19 protein-coding genes are annotated in these 19,603 nt (G+C 68.8%); 10 read left to right on the forward strand and 9 right to left on the reverse strand.

What is annotated here, in order from left to right:
* The first annotated feature begins 83 nt into the window (after nucleotides 1-83).
* Nucleotides 84-1,265, forward strand: coding sequence for a porin (locus tag ACUTAG_RS09145; protein WP_026384123.1), 1,182 nt, complete (start codon nucleotides 84-86; stop codon nucleotides 1,263-1,265).
* 270 nt (nucleotides 1,266-1,535) lie between these two features.
* The gene (locus tag ACUTAG_RS09150; protein ID WP_020926513.1) at nucleotides 1,536-2,642 is read left to right on the forward strand and encodes a porin; all 1,107 of its coding nucleotides are present in this window, start codon (nucleotides 1,536-1,538) and stop codon (nucleotides 2,640-2,642) included.
* On the opposite strand, the gene ACUTAG_RS09155 is transcribed toward ACUTAG_RS09150, so the two are convergent.
* Nucleotides 2,639-3,427 carry an AraC family transcriptional regulator gene (locus ACUTAG_RS09155; protein ID WP_020926512.1) on the reverse strand — a complete coding sequence of 263 codons (789 nt, stop codon included), beginning with the start codon at nucleotides 3,425-3,427 and terminating at the stop codon, nucleotides 2,639-2,641. The genes ACUTAG_RS09150 and ACUTAG_RS09155 overlap by 4 nt on opposite strands.
* Before the next feature lie 90 nt (nucleotides 3,428-3,517).
* Here ACUTAG_RS09155 and ACUTAG_RS09160 point away from each other — a divergent pair, with 90 nt between their 5' ends.
* Complete coding sequence (locus ACUTAG_RS09160) at nucleotides 3,518-4,684, forward strand: MFS transporter (protein ID WP_148317047.1); 1,167 nt, start codon at nucleotides 3,518-3,520, stop codon at nucleotides 4,682-4,684.
* Between the two features lie 38 nt (nucleotides 4,685-4,722).
* On the opposite strand, the gene ACUTAG_RS09165 is transcribed toward ACUTAG_RS09160, so the two are convergent.
* Nucleotides 4,723-5,421, reverse strand: a complete 699-nt coding sequence (locus ACUTAG_RS09165) for an ArsR/SmtB family transcription factor (protein ID WP_148317049.1) — start codon at nucleotides 5,419-5,421, stop codon at nucleotides 4,723-4,725.
* Between the two features lie 139 nt (nucleotides 5,422-5,560).
* On the opposite strand from ACUTAG_RS09165, the gene ACUTAG_RS09170 reads away from it, so the two are divergent.
* Nucleotides 5,561-6,883 carry a ParB/Srx family N-terminal domain-containing protein gene (locus tag ACUTAG_RS09170; RefSeq protein WP_081247783.1) on the forward strand — a complete coding sequence of 441 codons (1,323 nt, stop codon included), beginning with the start codon at nucleotides 5,561-5,563 and terminating at the stop codon, nucleotides 6,881-6,883.
* A 13-nt stretch (nucleotides 6,884-6,896) separates the two neighbouring features.
* On the opposite strand, the gene ACUTAG_RS09175 is transcribed toward ACUTAG_RS09170, so the two are convergent.
* Nucleotides 6,897-7,505, reverse strand: coding sequence for a glutathione S-transferase family protein (locus ACUTAG_RS09175; protein ID WP_006387357.1), 609 nt, complete (start codon nucleotides 7,503-7,505; stop codon nucleotides 6,897-6,899).
* Nucleotides 7,506-7,621: 116 nt separating this feature from the next.
* On the opposite strand from ACUTAG_RS09175, the gene ACUTAG_RS09180 reads away from it, so the two are divergent.
* The gene (locus ACUTAG_RS09180; protein ID WP_054445758.1) at nucleotides 7,622-8,626 is read left to right on the forward strand and encodes a helix-turn-helix transcriptional regulator; all 1,005 of its coding nucleotides are present in this window, start codon (nucleotides 7,622-7,624) and stop codon (nucleotides 8,624-8,626) included.
* A 19-nt stretch (nucleotides 8,627-8,645) separates the two neighbouring features.
* On the opposite strand, the gene ACUTAG_RS09185 is transcribed toward ACUTAG_RS09180, so the two are convergent.
* Nucleotides 8,646-9,011 carry a hypothetical protein gene (locus tag ACUTAG_RS09185; RefSeq protein ID WP_020926507.1) on the reverse strand — a complete coding sequence of 122 codons (366 nt, stop codon included), beginning with the start codon at nucleotides 9,009-9,011 and terminating at the stop codon, nucleotides 8,646-8,648.
* A gap of 176 nt (nucleotides 9,012-9,187) precedes the next feature.
* On the opposite strand from ACUTAG_RS09185, the gene gvpU reads away from it, so the two are divergent.
* Nucleotides 9,188-9,631 (forward strand): gas vesicle accessory protein GvpU, encoded by a 444-nt coding sequence (gene gvpU / locus ACUTAG_RS09190; RefSeq protein ID WP_020926506.1) that lies wholly within the window; start codon nucleotides 9,188-9,190, stop codon nucleotides 9,629-9,631.
* A 60-nt stretch (nucleotides 9,632-9,691) separates the two neighbouring features.
* On the opposite strand, the gene ACUTAG_RS09195 is transcribed toward gvpU, so the two are convergent.
* Complete coding sequence (locus tag ACUTAG_RS09195) at nucleotides 9,692-10,489, reverse strand: hypothetical protein (protein WP_148317051.1); 798 nt, start codon at nucleotides 10,487-10,489, stop codon at nucleotides 9,692-9,694.
* Between the two features lie 423 nt (nucleotides 10,490-10,912).
* Between ACUTAG_RS09195 and ACUTAG_RS09200 the strand changes: the two genes are divergently transcribed.
* The 3 genes from ACUTAG_RS09200 to ACUTAG_RS09210 all read left to right on the forward strand — a co-directional run bounded on the left by ACUTAG_RS09200 (nucleotide 10,913) and on the right by ACUTAG_RS09210 (nucleotide 13,815).
* Entirely contained in the window at nucleotides 10,913-11,563 is a 651-nt protein-coding gene (locus ACUTAG_RS09200) for a response regulator (RefSeq protein WP_026384118.1), read from the forward strand.
* A gap of 25 nt (nucleotides 11,564-11,588) precedes the next feature.
* Nucleotides 11,589-12,290 (forward strand): pentapeptide repeat-containing protein, encoded by a 702-nt coding sequence (locus ACUTAG_RS09205; RefSeq protein ID WP_392388245.1) that lies wholly within the window; start codon nucleotides 11,589-11,591, stop codon nucleotides 12,288-12,290.
* Between the two features lie 112 nt (nucleotides 12,291-12,402).
* Entirely contained in the window at nucleotides 12,403-13,815 is a 1,413-nt protein-coding gene (locus ACUTAG_RS09210; RefSeq protein ID WP_020926502.1) for a DUF2252 domain-containing protein, read from the forward strand.
* Between the two features lie 13 nt (nucleotides 13,816-13,828).
* On the opposite strand, the gene ACUTAG_RS09215 is transcribed toward ACUTAG_RS09210, so the two are convergent.
* The 3 genes from ACUTAG_RS09215 to ACUTAG_RS09225 form a co-directional block, all read right to left on the reverse strand.
* Complete coding sequence (locus tag ACUTAG_RS09215; RefSeq protein WP_446650090.1) at nucleotides 13,829-16,072, reverse strand: phosphocholine-specific phospholipase C; 2,244 nt, start codon at nucleotides 16,070-16,072, stop codon at nucleotides 13,829-13,831.
* Between the two features lie 39 nt (nucleotides 16,073-16,111).
* Nucleotides 16,112-16,270: a hypothetical protein gene (locus tag ACUTAG_RS09220; protein ID WP_020926500.1), complete on the reverse strand. Its 159-nt coding sequence runs from the start codon at nucleotides 16,268-16,270 to the stop codon at nucleotides 16,112-16,114.
* 166 nt (nucleotides 16,271-16,436) lie between these two features.
* Entirely contained in the window at nucleotides 16,437-17,414 is a 978-nt protein-coding gene (locus ACUTAG_RS09225) for a GNAT family N-acetyltransferase (protein ID WP_006387352.1), read from the reverse strand.
* 72 nt (nucleotides 17,415-17,486) lie between these two features.
* Here ACUTAG_RS09225 and ACUTAG_RS09230 point away from each other — a divergent pair, with 72 nt between their 5' ends.
* Complete coding sequence (locus tag ACUTAG_RS09230) at nucleotides 17,487-18,299, forward strand: metallophosphoesterase (protein ID WP_006387351.1); 813 nt, start codon at nucleotides 17,487-17,489, stop codon at nucleotides 18,297-18,299.
* A 24-nt stretch (nucleotides 18,300-18,323) separates the two neighbouring features.
* Here ACUTAG_RS09230 and ACUTAG_RS09235 read toward each other — a convergent pair whose 3' ends face one another.
* Complete coding sequence (locus ACUTAG_RS09235) at nucleotides 18,324-19,592, reverse strand: nitrate- and nitrite sensing domain-containing protein (protein WP_054445983.1); 1,269 nt, start codon at nucleotides 19,590-19,592, stop codon at nucleotides 18,324-18,326.
* Between the last annotated feature and the right edge of the window lie 11 nt (nucleotides 19,593-19,603).

Genomic DNA, 19,603 nt, shown 5'->3' on the forward strand with positions numbered 1-19,603 from the left:
CCCTTTCGGAGTCGACGCATCGCGGGGACCCGTGCCCACGGCGCGACTCCCTTTCTTCCCTCTTCCCTTCAGGAATCTTCCACATGAAAAAGACATTGCTCGCAGCCGCCATGCTGGCCACTTTCGCCGGCGTCGCCCAGGCGGAAACGTCAGTCACGCTCTACGGCATCATTGATACCGGTATCGGCTACAACAAGGTTTCCGGCACGGTACCTGTCATCGACCAGGCGACCGGCAAAACCCAGGCCGTCGATGTCAGCGGCAGCAGGATCGGCATGATCAACGGCGTGCAGGCCGGTTCGCGCTGGGGTCTGAAAGGCTCCGAAGACCTGGGCGATGGCCTGCGCGCCATGTTCACGGTCGAAAGCGGCTTCGATTCGGGCGACGGCACGCAGCAGCAGAACCGCCTGTTCAATCGCCAGGCCACCGTCGGCCTGGCCAACGACGCCTGGGGCTCGGTGGAGTTCGGCCGGCAGACCACCGTCGGCGGCACCTTCCTGGCTGAAATCGATCCGTTCTACACCAGCTTCACGCAGGCCAACATCGGCACGAGCTTCAGCGCGGCCAACACCATGCGCTGGGACAACATGATCATGTACCGCAGCCCCTGGACCGACGGCTTCCAGTTCGCGCTGGGGTATTCCTTCAATGTCGACACCACCGACAAGAACCAGAGCGGCTTCCGCACCGCCGACAACGCCCGCGGCATCACCGCCGGCCTGCGCTATGTGAATGGTCCGCTGAACGTGTCGCTGACCTACGACCAGATCAACAGTTCGAATCAGGCCCGCGTGCTCGACGCCGATGGCGAGCAGCTCGTCAGCGGCGGCAAGCCGGTCGAATTCGACCACGACGCCACGCCGCGCCAATACGCCGTAGCGGCCTCGTACGACCTGGAAGTCGTGAAGCTGGCTGCCGCCTACGGCCGCACCACCGACGGCTGGTTCGTCAGCCAGGACCTGCCAAACGTCAAGCTGGGCAGCTACCACTACGCCAACGGCTTCAAGGCCAATTCCTACATGCTGGGCGCCACCATTCCCCTGGGCGGCGCCAGTAACTTGTTCGGCTCGTGGCAGCACGTCTCGCCGTCCAACGCCCTGCTGACCGGCGACGATGCCAGGATGAACATCTGGAGCGTGGGCTACACCTACGACCTGTCCAAGCGCACCAGCCTGTACGCCTATGGCTCGTACGGCAAGAACTACGCATTCATCGACGGCCTCAAGAGCACCGCAGGCGGCGTCGGCGTGCGTCACCTGTTCTGATCCGTTCCCCGCGCCGGCCAGGCCGGCGCGGCAACTTGTCCGCGCCCAGGGCGCATCCGCGCAGTTTCATGCGGATGCGCCCTTTCTCCATCCGCACTCGGGGTTAACCCCGTTGCGCCGCCGAAAATAACCAGAAATTCGTGATTTTTGCCAGAAAATAGGACTTTTTGACCTACAATAGCGGCCGGGAACACCGCTGGGCGTCATGCTCAGCGTGCTGTTCCCTTTCTTTTTGTCTCTTCCTTTCCCTTCACTACAGGAGTCCCACGGATGAAAAAGACGCTGCTCGCAGCCGCAATGTTGACCACTTTTGCAGGCGTCGCTCAGGCAGAAACGTCAGTCACTCTCTATGGTGTCATCGACACCGGCATTGGCTACAACAAGATCAAGGGCAATGGCTATGACGGCAGCAAGCTCGGCATGATCAACGGCATCCAGGCCGGCTCCCGCTGGGGCCTGCGCGGATCCGAAGACCTGGGCGATGGCCTGCGCGCCGTGTTCACGCTGGAAAGCGGTTTCGATTCGGGCAACGGCACCCGCGGCCAGAGCGGCCGCCTGTTCGGCCGCCAGGCCACCATCGGACTGGCCAACGACGCCTGGGGCACGATCGAATTCGGCCGCCAGGCCACCGTCGGCTCGAACTACCTGGCCGACATCGATCCCTTCTACACCAGCTACACCCAATCGAACCTGGGCCTGGGTTTCAGCGCGGCCAACACCATGCGCTGGGACAACATGGTGATGTACCGCAGCCCCTCGATGAGCGGCTTCCAGTTCGCCGCGGGCTATTCGTTCAACGTCGACGATACCAACAACGACGAAACCCATTTCCGCACCAACGACAATTCGCGTGGCATCACCGCCGGCCTGCGCTACGTGGAAGGGCCGGTCAACGTCACGCTGACCTACGACCAGCTCAATGGCTCGAACCGCGCGTCGATCGACCATGACGCCACGCCGCGCCAGTACGCGGTGGGCCTGTCGTACGACCTGGAAGTGGTGAAGCTGGCGGCCGCCTATGGACGCACCACCGACGGCTGGTTCGTCGGCCAGGACCTGCCGGCCGGCACGCCGTTCAGCGACGAGTTCGGCACCAACCGCTACGTCGACGGCTTCAAGGCCAACGCCTACATGCTGGGCGCGACGATGCCGGTGGGCGGGGCCAGCAGCCTGTTCGCGTCGTGGCAGCACGTGTCGCCGTCCAACGATCGCCTGACCGGCGGCGACGCCAACATGAACGTCTGGAGCGTGGGCTACACCTACGACCTGTCCAAGCGCACCAACCTGTACGCCTATGGTTCGTACGGCAAGGACTACGCGTTCATCGATGGCCTCAAGAGCACCGCGGCCGGCGTCGGCATCCGCCACGTATTCTAAGGCGGGGGATCGCGCCGGCGCAGCCGGCGCCCCGGCGGCTCGCCGTAGGCGCGCCGGTACATGGCGATGAAGGCGCTGTCGCTGGCATAGCCCACGGCATGCGCCACCTCGGTCACCGAGGCGCCTTCGGCCAGCCGGGCCCGCGCCATCAACAGGCGGCATTGCGCGCGCCAGCGGGTGAACGACAGGCCGGTTTCGGCCAGGAACACCCGCGCCAGCGTGCGGCCGCTGGCCCCCACCCGCCGGCCCCATTCGTCGATCGACAGCGGGCAGGCCGGATTCTCCAGCAATTCACGCGCGATGGGCGCCAGCCGCCGGTCGCGCGGCATCGGCAGATGCAGCGGCGCCGTCGGCGCCGCCGCCAGCTCGTCCAGCAACGCGCCCACCAGGCGCTGGCGCGGCGCATCCAGGGCCGCGTCTGACGGCCATTGCGTCACGCGCACGATCAGCTCGCGCAAGAGCGGATTGACGTCCAGGATCGCCGGCTCTCGCGGCAGGTTCGGGTAGGCGCGCACATCGAAATACAGGCTGCGATAGGCGAAGCTGCCCTGCATGGCCGTGCGATGCACGCAACCGGCCGGCAGCCAGGCAGCCTGCAGCGGCGCCAGCTGCCCGACCCGGTCGGCCAGGTACAGCGTCACCCCGCCTTCGGCTTGATAGAGCAATTGGGTGCGCTGGTGCGCGTGCCAGTCCGAGGCGTGCTCGCGCGTATCGATCGCCATGCCCACGATGGGGCAGGCGACAAGATCGGGATCCTCGACGGCGGGAAGCGTATAGATGGGCATGTCCGATTGGCGATGTTTTATGGCGTGATGTCGTGATTTTGCGCGGCGTGGCGCGCCTACGCTAGCGTCTTTTTGCTTGACGGCGACACCATGTCTTCCCCCTCCTCCTCATCCGGCGCGCGCGCGTTGCCCCCGCCCTGGCTCGTCATCGCGCTGCTGGCGCTGCCGCAGGTCGCCGAGACCATACTCGCGCCCGCGCTGCCTGACCTGGCGCGCCACTGGCGCCTGGATGCCGCGGCCACGCAGCCGGTCATGGGCATCTTCTTTGTCGGCTTTGCCGCCGGGGTGCTGCTGTGGGGCCATCTGGCCGACACCCGCGGGCGCCGCCCGGCGATGCTGACCGGCCTTGCCCTGGGGCTGGCGGGCACCTTGTGCGCGCTGGCCGCGCCGGCCTATCCCTGGCTGCTGGCCGGCCGTTTCCTGCAGGCGCTGGGGCTGGCGGCGTGTTCGGTGGTGACGCAGACCGTGCTGCGCGATTGCCTGGACGGCCCACGGCTGACCCATTACTTCGTCACGCTGGGCACGGTGCTGGCGTGGTCGCCGGCAGTCGGGCCGCTGACGGGCCAGGCGCTGGCCGACGGACACGGCTACGGCGGCGTGCTGGCCGCGATCGCGGTGGTGGTGGCGCTGCTGCTGGGATCGGTCGCCTGGCGCTGGCGCGAAACCCGGCCGGCGCCGACCGGCGCCGTGCCGCTGGCCGCGCTGGCGCGCCGGATGCTGGCCGACGGCGCGTTGCGCCTGGCCGTGCAGCGGGTGGCGGGACTGAACCTGCTGGTGTTTTCGTTCTACGCGGCGGGACCGTTCATGACGGGGTCGCTGCCCGGCCTGGGCTTTGGCTGGGTGGGCCTGGGCGTGGCGCTGGCTGGCAGCCTGGGCGCGGCCTGCAACCGCCGCCTGCCCGCGGCGGCGGGCGCCGCGATCCGGGTGCGCTATGGCCTGCGCTGCGTCGCGCTGGGCGCGGCGGCGCAGGCGCTGGCCATGGCGTGGCGGCCGCAGCCCGGCTGGCTGTGGGCCGCCGCGGCCTTGCCGGTGTTCATCGGCTACGGCCTGGCGATACCCAATCTGCTCGGACCGGCGCTGCGTCGCTATGGCCATTGCCTGGGCCGCGCCGGCGCATTGTTCGGCCTGGCCTACTACAGCCTGCTGGGACTGGGATTGGCGGCCACGTCGTGGCTGCCGTTCGATACGCCGCTGCCGTTGAGCGCGGCCTGGCTGGCCGTCGCATTGTGGCTGTTGGCGGCGCGTGAACGTGATTAGCGCGGCCAGGCGGCCGGCCACCGCTTGCCGGCCAACCTTTACCGCGTCTGCGGGCGCCGGCGGCCCTTGCGCGCCGGCGGCGTCTCGATCGCCAGCCCCTCGGCGCGCCAGTCGGGAAAACCGGCATCCAGCCGCCGCGCGCGCAGGCCATGGGCGCGCAGCGCGGTGACGGCATCGGACGACAGCACGCAGAAGGGGCCGCGGCAATAGGCCACGATCTCATGGTCGGCCGGCAGCTCTTCGAGCCGCTTGAGCAGTTCGTCCGCGGGAATGTTGATGGCGCCGGGCAGGTGCCCCTGCGCGAATTCGTCGGCGGGCCGCACGTCGAGCAGCGTCATGCTGCCTTCGCCCAGGCGGTTCAGCAGTTCGTCGCGCGATATGGCTTCGAGTCCGTCGCGCCGGTCCTGGCTGTCGGCCACCAGGCGCCGCATCTCGCCGCGATTGTGCTGCGCCACCGCGTCCAAGGCGTTGAGCAGGCCGGCGATCGGCGCGGAGCCAAGCCGGTAGTACACGTGCTTGCCCTCGCGCCGCGTGACGACGAAGCCGGCGCGGCGCAACTGTTGCAGGTGCTGCGAGGCATTGGCCACCGACAGTCCCGACAATTCGGCCAGCCGCTCGACCGGCCGCTCGCCCTGCGCGATATGCTCCAGCAGGATCAGGCGATGGGCGTTGCCCAGGGTGCGGGCGAGTTCGGCCAATTCGGCGGCAAGGGGGGGCTGGACGGAAGGCGCGGTCATTGGCGGCGATCTTAGCATTGCGCCTGCACCCGTCTGCTCCTTGGACGCCTCCCCGGCATGTCCGCGGCGTGACGATGCAATGAACGCGAAACACGGCGCTGTCATCATTGGATACTTCTCGGACCAATCCTCCAAATCCATGTCCCGCATGCCTGCTTCCGACCTGCCCCGTCCGTTCACCGCTCGCTGGCGCCCCGCGCTGCGGATCCTGGCCCTGGCCACGCTGCCGCTGCTGCTGGCCGCCTGCAACGGCGGCGGCGACGACGATGACGACGACACCAGCCCCCCGGTGGCGCAGAATCCGGCGCCGCCGGCGGACACGCGCAACCAGGCCTACCTGGCGGCCAAGGCCGGCGACGTGATCCAGGTGCGCATCGAGGAACTGCGGCCGACGCAGGCCGCGATCGGCTACGACCAGATCTACTACAAGCTGGGCCGCTGGCAAGGCGACTTCAATCGCGCCACCTGGGCGGCCGACCCGGTCAAGCAACTGGACTACCTGAACCGCACGGTCGGCAAGAAGTTCAGCGACTATTGCGAGGACATGGGCGCCACCACCTCCCAGGCCTTCACATCGATTGCGCAATTGCGGGCGGCGCGCCTGGACCAGCCGGCCACCTTCAGCTGCACCGCCGCCATGGGCGCCGATCCCGCCAACCTGAAGACCGTGGTGGTCGGCTGGGACGGCAATCTGTACCTGACCGACGGCCACCACACCTTCTCGTCGCTGCGCGAGATCGCCGATGGCGGGCCCAAGCTGCCGGTGTGGGTCAAGGTCGATGCCAACTACAGCGGCGTCGGCAGCGCCGCGGCGTTCTGGCAACGCATGGTCGACGAACGCAAGGCCTGGCTGCGCGACGGCCAGAACCAGCCCATCACGGTGGACCAGTTGCCGACGCGGCTGGGCATCGCCAACGCGCAGGAAGCCGGCGGCATGCAGGAAGACCGCTACCGCTCGCTGGTGTACTTCACCCGCGACATCGCCTACAGCAACGGCAACCTGCCGGAGTTCGCGGAATTCCTGTGGGGCGACTGGCTGCGCCGGCAGGTGGCCGGCGGCCAGTTGCCGGGCCTGGACCAGTACGCCATGATGGCGCCGTCCACGCCCGCGCAGATCCTGACCGTGAGCACGCTGAATGCGTCGCTGGCCTCCACCGGCGCCAACGACGGCTACGCCGCCGCGGTGCGCAACGCCGCGCTGAAGATGAGCGCGCTGGCCGACAACGACATCGTGTTCCAGGACCGCACGGCCGCCAGCCTGGGCCGCATCCAGCTGGTGGCGGGCGCCCCCAGCGGCTCGCCCACCAAGAAGGCGCGCGATACGCTCGAAGAACTGCCGCGCAACGACGTCAAGGCCGACGCGTCGCCGGAAGGCTCGCCGCGCGGCGCCGGCAAGCTGTGGTTCGCGGTCAACTACCGCGCCTGCGGCAAGCCCGCCGCCGGCACCTGCTGGGGCTGGTAGGCGCGGGGCCGCCTCAGCGGTCGACCTGCATGGCCGGCCGCGCCTGCACCTTGCCCAGCCAGGCCTGCACCTTGGGGTGGGCCGCGATCGGCGCCCCCAGCATCGCGCTGTAGCCGATCACCGACCCCACCACCAGGTCGGCCAGCGAATACTCGGCGCCCAGCATCCACGGCTGGCGCGCCAGGTGGCCCTCCAGCACCGCCAGCAGCGAATCCAGGTCTGCCAGCGCCCGCTCCGCCTGGCGCGGATCGCGTTGGCCTTCATCGCCATGGCCGAGGTGGAACAGGCGCCACAGCACCGCGCCATACGACACATAGGACCACGCGCACCAGGACATGGCGGCCAGCCGTTGCGGCGTGCCCGCGGCGGGCCACAGGCCGCGCTCGACGCCCCAGTGCTCGCCCAGCCACAGCTGGATCGCCAGCGCCTCGAACAGCGGCGCGCCGTCCACGGTCAGCGTCGGCACCTTGCCGTTCGGATTGATCGCCAGGAACTCGGGCCGGCGCTGTTCGCCGGCGCGGATGTCGACCTTCACGCGTTCGTGCGGGACTTGCAGCTCGGCCAGGGCGGCGGCGATCGGGGAGGCGCTGGACTGGGGGTGCCAATAGAAGACGATGGACATGAAGAACTCCGGTTTTCAGGGATTCCCGCCGCGGCCCCATGGCCGCTGGCGATGGCGTGAACTGTAGAATCCATTGCGGACAGTTTCCGCCCTCGATTCGTTTTATCGTCACTGCCATGCTCGCTTCCAGCAATCGACTCCTGCGCCTGCTTTCCCTGCTGCAGACCCGCCGCCACTGGGCCGGCGGCGAACTGGCGCAGACGCTGGAGATCCACCCCCGCACATTGCGGCGCGACATCGACAGGCTGCGCGAGCTGGGCTACCCGATCCAGGCCAGCAGCGGCGTGGCGGGCGGCTATGCGTTTCGCGCGGGCAACGCCCTGCCGCCCTTGCTGCTGGATGACGACGAGGCGCTGACGGTGGCGATCACGCTGCGCACCGCGGCCACCGGTTCGGTGGGTGGCGCCGAGGAAGCGGCGCTGCGCGCGCTGGTGAAACTGGAACAGGTCATGCCTGCCAGGCTGCGCCACAAGGTGGATGCGCTGCGCACGGCGCTGGTGCCGGTGCCGCGCGCCGGTCCGCTGATCGATGCCAGCCAGCTGGCCGCCCTGGCTGCCGCCTGCCGCGACCAGCTGCGCGTGCATTTCGACTATACCGACGGCCGTGGACAGGCCACCAGCCGCCAGGTCGAGCCGCAGGGGCTGGCCCATACGGGCTATCGCTGGTATCTGGTGGCGTGGGATCCGGCGCGCGCGGACTGGCGCACCTTCCGGCTCGATCGTATCGCGGGCGCAGTGACGCCGGGCGCGCATTTTGCGCCACGCCCGCCGCCCGATGGCGGCGACCTGCGCGCCTACGTGGCGCGATCGGTGGGGCAGGCCGCCAACGGCGAAGAGGCGCGCATCGTCCTTCATGCCACGCGCGCGGCGATGACCGCGCGCATTCCGGCAGCCGTCGGCGAGATCGACGCCCTGGACGACGATCGCTGCCTGCTACGCTGCTCGGGCCAGTCGCTGGATGCGCTGGCGTACTGGCTGATGGCCTTGGAAGTGGAGTTCGATGTGCTGGCGCCCGCCGCGCTGGCGTTGCGCCTGCGCACCGCGGCAGAGCGCGTCGCGCGCATGCTGCAACGGCGGGAGACCGCGCCGGGCAGCCTGCCGGACGGCCCTGCCGGCGGCTGACGGCCCGGGCCGGGCGCGCTCAGCCGGCGTGCTCGACCTGCCTGGCCTGTTCGGCCTTGGCCAATTGCTGCAGGACCAACGATACCTTTTCCGCGACCTTGAGCTTGTCGGCCGCGGACATGGCGTCGTATTCCGCCTTGGAAATGCCGAGCGATGCCAGCGCGGCGTAGAACATCTTTTCCTGCAGCGACATGGAAGCGTAGTCCATGAACTCGCGCTCGGCGGCCGACGCGACCGGCGCCGCTCCCTTGACGCCACCGGCCAGGGCCGAAGCGCCGCGTTGCTGCGCGTCGGTGAACGCCGCGCGGAACGCATCGCCGCTGGCGGCATCAGACGTACGGAAGCCGGCCCGGTTGGCGGCGTTACTGGCATTCACGGCGATCATGGGGAAACCTTTATGCGGGTCATCTCGATGGTCCGCAAGTTACCCCGTCCAACGGCCGGCCGAAGCGCCGGACTGAGGGCCGATCCGGTTGCTTATCCGTAGATTGCGGCCCGTGCGCGCCGGCTGCCGTTCGAGTATCTTGTGACTCCCACGCACATACCGGAGCGCGCGCCGCCATGAGTCTCGACCCGAACCCCACTTCCCTCCCTTCCGCCTCCGTCGCCCCGCCCGCCGACGTGTTCCTGCAATTCCTGGTGAACCTGGTGAACAACGGCGGCCAGCTCAAGAGCATCGGCGTCACGTTGCAGATGGGCGGCATGCTGGTGTCGGGTTCGATCGTGTCGGGCGCGGAGTATTTCGACCGCTTCGCCGAAACCTTCTCCGACTCGCTCTCCGACATGGACACACAGGCGCGCCAATCGGTGCGCACGTCGCTGGCGGAACTGGGCGACGTGTTCCGCCTGCCGCAGCCGGCCGAGCCCCTGCCCAACTACATCCACCTGGTGGATGCGCTGTTCTTCACCGCCGACGGCACGCCGATCGCCGGCCAGCCCACGCTCTGGCGTGGCCGCAGCAGCGCGGTGGACGGTTTCATCCTGGGCCGCCTGCAGTCCGAATAAGCCGTGCCAACCGGGGCCGGCGTGGGCCGAAGACGCCGCCGCGCCCCGCCGGGCTGCCGGTCAGCGCTCGGTCCAGCTGGGCCGGGCGGTGCAGGCATGGAAGCTTCGCCAGGCATCGCCGTCGGCCTGCAACCAGACGTCCAGGCATTGCGCGCTGATCGGCGCCGACAGGACCGTGCCGCGGAACAGCAGGCCGGGCCGCGGCCGCAGCCAGACGAAATCGTGCATGTCTTCGATGTCGTCGATCGTCACCTGCAGCTTGGCGGCCGTCGCGCATTCCATGAGGGAGTCGAAGCGGCGCTGCTGCGCGCGGTCGGCGCCCAGGCCGCGAGGAATGCGCAGTGTCAGGCCGGTCACGCGCATGACACCGCTGGCCACCGGCTTGCCGCCGCAACTGGCCGGCAGCAGCCGCGCGCGCAGGCTGGCGCGGAATTCGGTGTGGCAGGCCAGCACGTGCGCCTGCGGCAGCAGACGCCGGAACAGCGGCACGCTGAAGGTCAGGCGCCGGGTGGCCAGTTGCAGCGGCGTGTTGCCGGCCGCCGGGCCAAGGCAGATATGATCGCGCGACACGCTGATATCGAGATCGGCGCACAGCCGCCGCGCCACGTCTGTGCCGTCCGGCACGGTCAACGCGTGTTCGAAGGACAGGTCGAGCGGGGCGGGAAGCCCGGCCGCGAAGGCCACGGCGGCCCGCAGCCGGGCCCGCTGCGCCATGAGGCCCGGGCTGCCGCTGCGCAACGGCGTGATGCTGTCCGCGACGGCGTACTCGTGCACCTGGCCCTGCGCCGTGAACACGGGCTGGAACCGCAGGAACAGGGATTCCTCGCGTGGCGGCCAACGGCGAGCGGCATCACGCATGGCGCGGCCTGGCCGCAGATGCCGGCCAGGAACGGCGCGCGGGGGGAAACATCATGGAACCTCGTGTGAGCGCGGTGGCGCCGGGATTCCGGCCGCGGCGCGGCGGGCGGAAGACAGAATCTGGTACGAGGACGATGTTGCCAAAGGCACAGCGGCGATTGAACAAGAAAATTCTCAATCGCGGCGCGCGCGCGCCGCGGGAGCGGCGGGGACGCGGTTGGCCCCGGCGATCGCCTCACGCCCGAGCGAACGGATCAAGCGACAATGGCTGTCCCCAATTTTTGAGATTCTTCTTATGGTCCGAATCCGCAAACGTCGATACGATTCCGTCTTACGCCCTGGCTTCGAAACATTTTGGTTCAAGTCCGGATCCTGGTGCAGAATAATCCGTATGCCGTCCCGGCCAACCTGACTGCGCCTCGCATGCAAAGACTCCGCATCGTCATCGCCGATGACCATCCGCTCGTGCTGATGGGCATGACCGACCTGCTGAACAAGGACCTGAGCTTCGACGTCGTGGCGACGCTGGCCAGCCCCACCGCGCTGGTGGAGCACATGAAGCGCGATCTGCCGCAAGTCGTCATCACCGATTACTCGATGCCGGGCGACGAGATCTACGGCGACGGCATCCGCCTGGTCAAGTACCTGATCCGCCACTTTCCCGGCGCCCGCATCGTCGTGCTGACCATGGTGTCCAATCCCATGATCATTTCGGCGCTGTATGACGCCGGCGTCGAGGCCGTGGTGTTCAAGCGCGACGACCTGAGCGAGATCGTTACCGCGCTGCACGCGCTGCAGCTGGGGCGCAAATACTATCCACCCGGCTTCCAGCGCGAGGGTTCCCTGGCCGCGCGCCACAAGTTCGTCGGCGAGCGCATCAACAGCCTGTCGCCCAAGGAATTCGAGGTGCTGCGGCATTTCATCCGCGGCGAATCGATGATGCAGGTGGCCGACAGCCTCAAGCGCAGCGTCAAGACCGTCAGCGGCCAGAAGATCTCCGCCATGCGCAAGCTGAACGTGCAGACCGACCAGGAACTGGTCGCCTTCTGTGTCGAAAGCGGCATGTTCCAATAAGGGTTCGACCAACCCGATTGAGTAGATGGGCATGATGCAGCAATCCATGGACGTCGTCAGCGGCCTGGCGGTGGACCGCCAGGCCATGCAGGCGATGATCGACCAGGCGCAGGATAGGCCGCTGGCCTTCGAGGATTGCGATTTCGAGCAAGCCGACTTTTCCCGGCTTGACCTGCGCGGCGCCCGTTTCACCGCCTGCGCCATCGCCGGCGCCTCATTCCAGGGCGCCACGCTGGCCGACACCGTCTGGCGGCGCTGCCGTGGCGGGCACGCCGTCTTCGCCTCGGCCGATGCCAGCGACGCGATCTTCGAGCATTGCGACCTGAACAACGCCAGCTGGCGCCGCGCGCGGCTGGCGGCGGCCCGCTACACCGGCTGCAAGCTCACGGGCGCCGACTTCGACGGCATCGCCTGCCTGGGCTGGACGCTGGAGGACTGCCTGCTGGTGGGCGCGCTGGTGCGCGGCATCTCGTTTCGCAAGAGCGAATTGCGGCAGCTGGACTTTTCCGATGCCGACCTGACCGGCAGCGACCTGCGCGATACGGTGTTCCACGGCGGCAGCCTGCGCCATGCCACCCTCAAGAACGTGCGCTTCGAAGGCGCCGACCTGCGCGAGGCCGACCTGGGCGGCATCGACCTGTCGGCGGCCGCCAGGCTGGCCGGAGCGGTGATCTCCAAGACCCAGGCGGCGGCACTGCTGGCGGAACTGCGCATCACCGTCATCTGACGCCGGCTCCCTGCGCATGCGCCAGGCGGGGGCTGGCCGCCGCGCCTGCCTCCCGCTACACTGCCGCCGACAGGCCGGGCCATCGGCGCCGGTCCGCGACCAGGGAACCGCCATGCTCGAGACAGACAGCATCCAAGCGCGCAGGTCAGCCGGGCAACAGGCCCGGGAGCACGTCAAGCGTTCGTCGCACGCGGCCATCGGCAACGTCGACCGCGATCCGGTCAGGTTGTTGCGCGGCAACAGCCATGGCCGCGTCAAGGCCCTGATCCCGCTGCGCTACGGGCGCATGGCGGCCTCCCCCTTCACCTTCTTTCGCGGCGCCGCCATCCTGCAGGCGCACGACCTGGCGGGCACGCCGCATACCGGCATCTCGATTCCGCTTTGCGGCGATGCGCACCTGCTCAATTTCGGCGGCTTCGCCACGCCCGAACGGCAACTGCTGTTCGACCTGAACGACTTCGACGAGACCGCCCCCGGCCCATGGGAATGGGACATCAAGCGCCTGGCGGCCAGCCTGGCGGTGGCGGCGACGCACATGGGCTATGGCCGCGGCGATAGCGCCGACATCGTCATGGCGGCTGCGGCCGAGTACCAGTCGCGGATGAACGAATACGCGCAGAACAGCACGCTGGACGTCTGGTACGACGGCCTCACCTTCGAACGCATGCTGCAGGACGCCACGACGCCCGCCGGCCGCCGGCTGATCGCCAAGGCAATGGAGAAGGCCGCCGGCCGCACCAACGAAAGCATGCTGCGCAAGATGGCGTACCAGGACAATGGCCTGTGGCGCATCCGCGACGCGCCGCCGGCGATGTTCCATCCGTCCGGCCCCGTCACCCTGCTGGGCAAGGACGAGCATTGGCCCGACACCGCCACCTGGAAGAAGAAGATGGCCAAGTGCTTCGGCGGCTATCTCGACAGCCTGACGCCGGACCGGCGCGAACTGCTCAAGCATTTCGCGCTGCAGGACGTGGTGTTCAAGGTGGTGGGCGTGGGCAGCGTCGGCACCGTGTGCCTGGTCGCCTTGATGGTCGACAGCTGGGGCAATCCGCTGTTCCTGCAGGCCAAGGAAGCGCGCGAGTCCGTGATCGCGCGTTATGCCCGCGACAAGGCGCCGGCACATGGCGGTTTCCGCGTGGTGGCGGGACAGCGCCTGTTGCAGGCGGCCAGCGACATCTTCCTGGGCTGGTCGACCGGCCCGCGCGGCAAGCATTATTACTTCCGCCAGCTGCGCGACATGAAGGTGTCGGCCGACGTCGAGAGCTTCAACCTGAAGATCCTGACCGGCTACGCCCGGCTGTGCGGCCGGGCGCTGGCGCGCGCCCATGCCAAGGCCAGCGGGCATGCGGTGGAACTGGCCGCGTACATGGGGCGCGCCAGCGCCTTTCCGCAAGCGCTGGTGACCTACGCGCAGGACTATGCGCGGCAGAACGAAAAGGACTACCGCCACTTCCGCGACGCCTGCCGCGCGGGCAGGCTGCCCATGCGCACCGACGAGGACATGGCGGCGGACTTCCGCGTCTGAGCGCGCCCCTGCGTCAGGCGCCGGACACGCCCATGGCCGGATCGCTTACCGTGTGCGCGCCGGTCTCGACGCGACCGGCGAAGCGACGATAGAACGCCGGGTCGCTGGAGCAGGTGACGGCAAAGTCGTACCACTGGCCGCTGGCCGCCAGCGTCCAGTGGCGGGAGGCCTTGCCGCCGCCCGCCACCTCCAGCGCCACCGGCGCGTCCTGGCGGTAGGCCTGCGGCGTGACGGTGAAGGTGCAGGCCTGGGCGCCGGTGTTGAGGAACTCGGCATAGACCTCGCCATTGGCGATGTCGTAACAGACCCTGATCTCGGGCAGCGAGCCGCTGTCGGCGATGCGGTTGGTGTCGCCCTTGAAGTGGCGGTGATAGCCGTTGGGGCCCAACACCCACAGGTCGTACATGCCCAGGTTGTCCTGCAGCGCGTTCCAGGTGTCGGACAGCGTCTTGCCGGCCTCGACCATGTAGCGGCGCGGCAGCCGGTCCAGGTGATAGCGGTCGTAGACGTGGAACACCGCGCCCTGCGTGCCGCCGTTGGCGAACAGCAGTTCCACCGTGCCGGCCGCGGCGCAGCGCGCGCTGGTGTGCAGTTCGTACGGCAGGGCCCGCGACGGGCGCGTGCCGCTGGCCTGCAACGGCAGCTGCATGTCGGTGGGCAGCGGCATCTGCGGCAGGGCTTCCTGCGCGGTGCGCAACTGATCGGCCGCGGCGCGCGTGGCGCGCCCGGCCAGCGTGGGCAGCGCCTCGGTGTTGGGCGTCTTGAAGTTGAAGGCGCTGGTCAGGTCGCCGCAGACCGCGCGGCGGAACGGGCTGATGTTGGGCTCGGCCACGCCGAAGCGCGCTTCCAGGAAACGCAGCACCGAGGTGTGGTCGAACACCTGCGAGTTGACCCAGCCGCCGCGGCTCCACGGCGAGATCACGTACATCGGCACGCGCGGGCCGGGCCCATAGACGCGGCCGTCCTTGGCCGCCGGCTGGGTGGTGCTGCCGGCGGGCGAGGCGTGCGTGAAGTACTCGAACGTCATGTCGGCGTCGGCCAGCGTGGTCTTGCCGGCCAGGCCGCCGCCGGCATCGCGCGACGGCGCGGACGGCGACGGCACGTGGTCGAAGTAGCCATCGTTCTCGTCGAAGTTCACCAGCAGCACCGTCTTGCTCCAGACCTCGGGCACGGCGGTCAGCGCGTCCAGCACTTCCTGCAGGAACCAGGCGCCCTGCACCGGACTCGACGGGCCGGGATGTTCGCAGTAGATCGAGGGCGCGTTCATCCAGCACACTTGCGGCAGCCTGCCTTCGCGGATATCGCGCTTGAAGGCGTCCAGGTAGTTTTCGGGCGCCGTGCCCGGCAGCGTGTTGGCGATGCCCTTGTAGAGCGGATTGGCGGCGTTGTCGGTGGCGGGGTCGTAGGCCTTGTACGGCAACGCCTGGCCGGTGTTGGCGTAGGGCACGCCGGGCTCGCCGCCGCTGGAGACCGGATAGCCGGAATTCACGTTGGCCTGGCGGAAGGCGCGGAACGCGCCCAGCATGTTGTCGCCCCATTCGTCGGGCATGTTCTGGTACGAGATCCAGCTGACGCCAGCCTGTTCCAGCCGCTCGGCATAGGTCATCCAGGTGTAGCCGGTGTTGACGTTGGCGGGCAGGCCGTCGATCCAGTCCCATTCGTTGTTGACGAAAGCGGTGTTGGTGGGCACCGCGCCGTTGGTGCCGGTCAGGTGGAACGCGCGGTTGGCGTCGGTGCCGGTGTGCATGGAACAGTGATGGGCGTCGCACAGGGTGAAGGCATTGGCGAGCGCGAACTGGAACGGGATCTCGCGTTCCTTGAAGTAGCCCATCGAGATGTCGTTCTTGTGCGTGGGCCATTGCGCCATGCGGCCGCCGTCCCAGGCGCGTTGGCTGTCGTCCCAGCTGTGCGGCGTGCCGGCGGCGCGCTGCGCGTTGTGGCTGGTGCCATCGATGTGGAACGGCGTCAGCACGGCGCCATTGGCGCGCTGCTGCTGCCAGACCTTGCGGCCATTGGCGAGCGGAATCGGAAAGCGGTCGCCGAAGCCGCGCACGCCCTTGAGCGTGCCGAAGTAATGGTCGAACGAGCGATTCTCCTGCATCAGGATGATCACATGCTCGACATCCTTGATGGTGCCGGTGGCGTTGTTGGCGGGGATGGCCAGGGCGCGGCGGATGCTGGGCGGAAAGGCGGCGAGCGCGGCGGCGGCAAAGCCCGCGCCGGCGGCGGTCTGGAGGAAATTGCGGCGGGAAGTCATCGTTGTACTCGGAATCGGTGGGGTCGGCGCAACCGCCGCTTACGGCGCGCAACGCAGTTGCGGCGCGGGCTTGGGTTGTTCGGTGGCCGGCGGCGGCGCGGGATCATCCGAGGAATCGTCGTCGCCGCCACAGGCGACGAGCGTGGCGGCGGCGAGCAGGACCGCGGCAAGGGTTCTTGCGAGACTCGTGGAGGGCATGGGGAGGTTCTTGGGAAAGAGGAGGACCGACCTTGCCGCGAAGCATCGGCAAGACCCCAGCGAGTCTAGAAATGCGAAGTGACAGCGCCGTGAAAGCTGGCGCGTCAATGCCGGCCGCGGCGCGTGCGCGCGGCCTCAGTATGTGTCCAGATGCGTCAGCGCGAGGTCAGCGCGCCGCGCGGCTGAAGCGCTGTTCGACCACCACGCCGCCCCATTGCGTGCCCTCGGCTTCCTGCGTCAGCACGAAGCCCGCCGACTCATAGAGATGGCGCGCGGCGTCCAGGCCCTTGAAGGTCCACAGATACGTTTCGTCAATATCGAGCTTGTCGACGAAGGCCATGGCGCGCGCCAGCAAGGCCCGCCCCACGCCCATGCCGCGCAGCGACTCGTCGACGATGAACCAGCGCAGGTGCGCGCTGCGCGCCGCGAGATCGCTGTCGATGGCGATGGAGGCCAGCGTGCGGTTGCCGTCGGTGTAGCGCCACAGGTTCTTGCCGGGCGCGGGCAGGCTTTCGGCGAAGGCCGCCAGCCCCGTGGCCACCAGGCGCTCGAACACCACGCCAAAGCCGGCGGCCTGGGCGTAGTAGCGCGCGTGCAGCGCGGCCACGTCGCCGATACAGCCCGACGCGTAGCCTTCCTGGATCTGCGACTCGATCGCGTCGCTGGCCTGGGCGGCGCGGGTGTTGGGGTTCTCGCGCGACAGGGCGTCGGCATATAAGGAAAGGTAGCGCACCAGGATTTCCTGGTCGGGCGGCGCCAGCTGGCGCAGCGCTCGCGAGACCTGCTCGGTGGCGAACTGGTCGATGCGGTTGCGCAGGTCCAGGCCGGCGGGCGTGAGCGACAGGCGCGAGGCGCGCGCGTCGCCGCTGTCGCTCTCGCGCGCCACCAGGCCGGCCGCTTCCAGCTTGGCCACCTGGCGGCTGGTGTTGGACTTGTCCAGCCGCAGCACCAGCGCCAGGTCGCGCGCCTGGATGCCGGGCTGCAGGCCGATTTCGATGATGGCGTGCACTGCCGAGGGCGCCAGGTCGCTGCCGGCCAGCGACGGCCGCATGAAACCCAGTTCGCGCACCAGCTTGCGCGAGAATTCCCGCAGGTCGCGGATGGTCTGTTCCCGGGATCGGGTGGGAAAATCGATAAGATCCATGATGACGCGTCCTGAAGTTGCGGGTCGCAACCAATTTACTTGCGAATCGCAACCAAAACAAGCCCCCGGCCCATGAAAATTCAATTGCTGTCCGACCTGCACCTGGAATCCGACCCCGGCTTCGTCGCCCACCCCATCCCGGGCGCGGACCTGCTGGTGCTGGCTGGCGACATCGGTTCGTACCAGCAGCGTTCGCGGCTGACCACGGACGACTTCGGCCTGGGCCGCTATGCGCCGCGCAATGGCTGGCCCACGCCCGTGGTCTACGTGCCCGGCAACCATGAATACGACAACCTCGATTTCGACGAGACCCATGAGCGCCTGCAGACGCTGTGCCAACAACTGGAAATCCAGTGGCTGGAACGCGAAACGCGGGTCATCGATGGCGTGCGCCTGGTGGGCACCACGCTGTGGACCGATTTCGACGCGCTGGCCGCGCCCGGCGACACCTTGACGCAGGTGCTGGCCAAGCGCGGCAAGGCCTTCCGGGCCGCCGATTTCTACCTGGAGAAGGCGCAGATGCGGCGCCATGGCGCGCCCTTCATGGCCGAGCAGATGCGCGAACAGGGCCTGGCCTGCCAGGCCTGGCTGGAACAGGCGCTGCGCACGCCCTTCGACGGCCCGACGCTGGCCATCACCCACTTCGCGCCCAGCCTGGCCAGCGCCGATCCGCGCTACGGCGTCACGCCGGGCACGGCCGGCTTCTGCAATGCGCTGGACGGCCTGCTGCCGCTGGCGGACGTCTGGATGCACGGCCACCTGCACTGTCCGCTGGACTACGTGAAGGACGGCTGCCGCGTGGTGGCCAATCCGCTGGGCTACGCCAGGAAGGGCGAACAGGACGGCTTCCTGCCCGACGCGCTGTGGGAGGTGCCGACGGCGTAGCCGCGCAGCGCGCCTTCCCGCCTTTCAACCCGGAGCCTCGTCCAGCTCGGCCAGCACCTGCCGCGCGACGTCGTCGAGCGAGCGCCGCCGGTCCATCGCCACGCGCTGCAATCGGTCGTGCGCGGCCTGCTCGCTCAGGCCGTGGCGGCTGACCAGCAACCACTTGGCGCGCTCGACCCGGCGCCGTTCCTCCAGCGCGCCGCGGGCCAGCGCCAGCGCATCGTCCGACTGCCGCAGCCGCTGCGCCTGTTCCCGCATCAGGTCGAGGATGGACCGTTCCATGGCCTCGCCCACGCCATCCTGCGGCGGCACGTCGAGAATGCGGCCCTGCAACTGGAACAGCATGGCGGGCGCCGCGTCGCTGGCGTGGTCGGCGAAACGGCTGAGCAGCAGCCGGTGGTTGTCGAGCTCGGCGCGAGTCTCGACGATGCGGCGATGGCATTGCAGGGTCAGGGCCTCGGCCAGCAGACTCTCGACCGCGCGCATGGCGTCGATGCGTTCGGTGCAAAGGCCGAACCACAGCTCGGCCAGGCCGGCGTCGACGCGCTCGGTCTCGGAGGTGCGCAGCGCCATGTCGCGCAAGCGCAGCACCGGGCCGCCGCCCTGCTCCAGCCGCTCCCACGCCGCCAGCGCATCCGCGCCGGCGTACTGCGCGAAACTGTCGAAGCAGCGCTTCTGCAGGTCCGCCAGTTCCAGCAGGCGGGCCTTTTGCGATTCGGTGAAGTAGCCGGCGGTGTAGCCCATGACGCCATAGGCGCGCTCCTGGCCGCACAGCTCCTTGCCCTGCATGAAATTGAGCAGCGCCACCAACAGGCGCGTGACGCCCGCGTCCAGCGACGAATCGGCGGCTTCGAACACCAGCGCGAACAGGCTGCCGATGAGCCGCGTGAAGACCGCGCCAGCGTCTTGCGCCGCCACGCGGCGGTCGCGGATGGCGCGGCGCGTGCGCGGCAGTTCGTCCAGGCGGTACAGCGCGTACGCGATGCAGTTGAGCAGGCGCGCCTTGCCGGCGCTGCGGGTGGCATCCGGCTCCAGCCGGTCGAGGAAGCGGCGCACTTCTTCCTCGACCGCGCAGGCGTCGGAACTGAGGCCCGCCAGCGTCTGGCGCAGCGCGTCCTGGCCGCCGCACAGATACAGGTTGGACGAACCCCGTTCCTTCTGCAGCACGTGCACCAGCTTGCTGACCAGGGTGGCCAGTTCGCAGGTGGCCGCCAGGGCCTCGAGCCCGTGCAGCTCGCTGCGGCGGGCCGCCAGCAGGAAGCGCAGGGTCGAGGGCATGGCGTGTTCGGACATGGCGGGCATCC

This window comes from Achromobacter sp. CSND-B12 (genome assembly GCF_052906545.1).

Bases quoted from the DNA above. Each gene is read 5' to 3' on its own strand.
- ACUTAG_RS09145 (WP_026384123.1), top strand. From the start codon at position 84: ATGAAAAAGACATTGCTCGCAGCCGCCATGCTGGCCACTTTCGCCGGC.
- ACUTAG_RS09150 (WP_020926513.1), top strand. From the start codon at position 1,536: ATGAAAAAGACGCTGCTCGCAGCCGCAATGTTGACCACTTTTGCAGGC.
- ACUTAG_RS09155 (WP_020926512.1), bottom strand. From the start codon at position 3,427: ATGCCCATCTATACGCTTCCCGCCGTCGAGGATCCCGATCTTGTCGCC.
- ACUTAG_RS09160 (WP_148317047.1), top strand. From the start codon at position 3,518: ATGTCTTCCCCCTCCTCCTCATCCGGCGCGCGCGCGTTGCCCCCGCCC.
- ACUTAG_RS09165 (WP_148317049.1), bottom strand. From the start codon at position 5,421: ATGACCGCGCCTTCCGTCCAGCCCCCCCTTGCCGCCGAATTGGCCGAA.
- ACUTAG_RS09170 (WP_081247783.1), top strand. From the start codon at position 5,561: ATGTCCCGCATGCCTGCTTCCGACCTGCCCCGTCCGTTCACCGCTCGC.
- ACUTAG_RS09175 (WP_006387357.1), bottom strand. From the start codon at position 7,505: ATGTCCATCGTCTTCTATTGGCACCCCCAGTCCAGCGCCTCCCCGATC.
- ACUTAG_RS09180 (WP_054445758.1), top strand. From the start codon at position 7,622: ATGCTCGCTTCCAGCAATCGACTCCTGCGCCTGCTTTCCCTGCTGCAG.
- ACUTAG_RS09185 (WP_020926507.1), bottom strand. From the start codon at position 9,011: ATGATCGCCGTGAATGCCAGTAACGCCGCCAACCGGGCCGGCTTCCGT.
- gvpU (WP_020926506.1), top strand. From the start codon at position 9,188: ATGAGTCTCGACCCGAACCCCACTTCCCTCCCTTCCGCCTCCGTCGCC.
- ACUTAG_RS09195 (WP_148317051.1), bottom strand. From the start codon at position 10,489: ATGCGTGATGCCGCTCGCCGTTGGCCGCCACGCGAGGAATCCCTGTTC.
- ACUTAG_RS09200 (WP_026384118.1), top strand. From the start codon at position 10,913: ATGCAAAGACTCCGCATCGTCATCGCCGATGACCATCCGCTCGTGCTG.
- ACUTAG_RS09205 (WP_392388245.1), top strand. From the start codon at position 11,589: ATGGGCATGATGCAGCAATCCATGGACGTCGTCAGCGGCCTGGCGGTG.
- ACUTAG_RS09210 (WP_020926502.1), top strand. From the start codon at position 12,403: ATGCTCGAGACAGACAGCATCCAAGCGCGCAGGTCAGCCGGGCAACAG.
- ACUTAG_RS09215 (WP_446650090.1), bottom strand. From the start codon at position 16,072: ATGACTTCCCGCCGCAATTTCCTCCAGACCGCCGCCGGCGCGGGCTTT.
- ACUTAG_RS09220 (WP_020926500.1), bottom strand. From the start codon at position 16,270: ATGCCCTCCACGAGTCTCGCAAGAACCCTTGCCGCGGTCCTGCTCGCC.
- ACUTAG_RS09225 (WP_006387352.1), bottom strand. From the start codon at position 17,414: ATGGATCTTATCGATTTTCCCACCCGATCCCGGGAACAGACCATCCGC.
- ACUTAG_RS09230 (WP_006387351.1), top strand. From the start codon at position 17,487: ATGAAAATTCAATTGCTGTCCGACCTGCACCTGGAATCCGACCCCGGC.
- ACUTAG_RS09235 (WP_054445983.1), bottom strand. From the start codon at position 19,592: ATGTCCGAACACGCCATGCCCTCGACCCTGCGCTTCCTGCTGGCGGCC.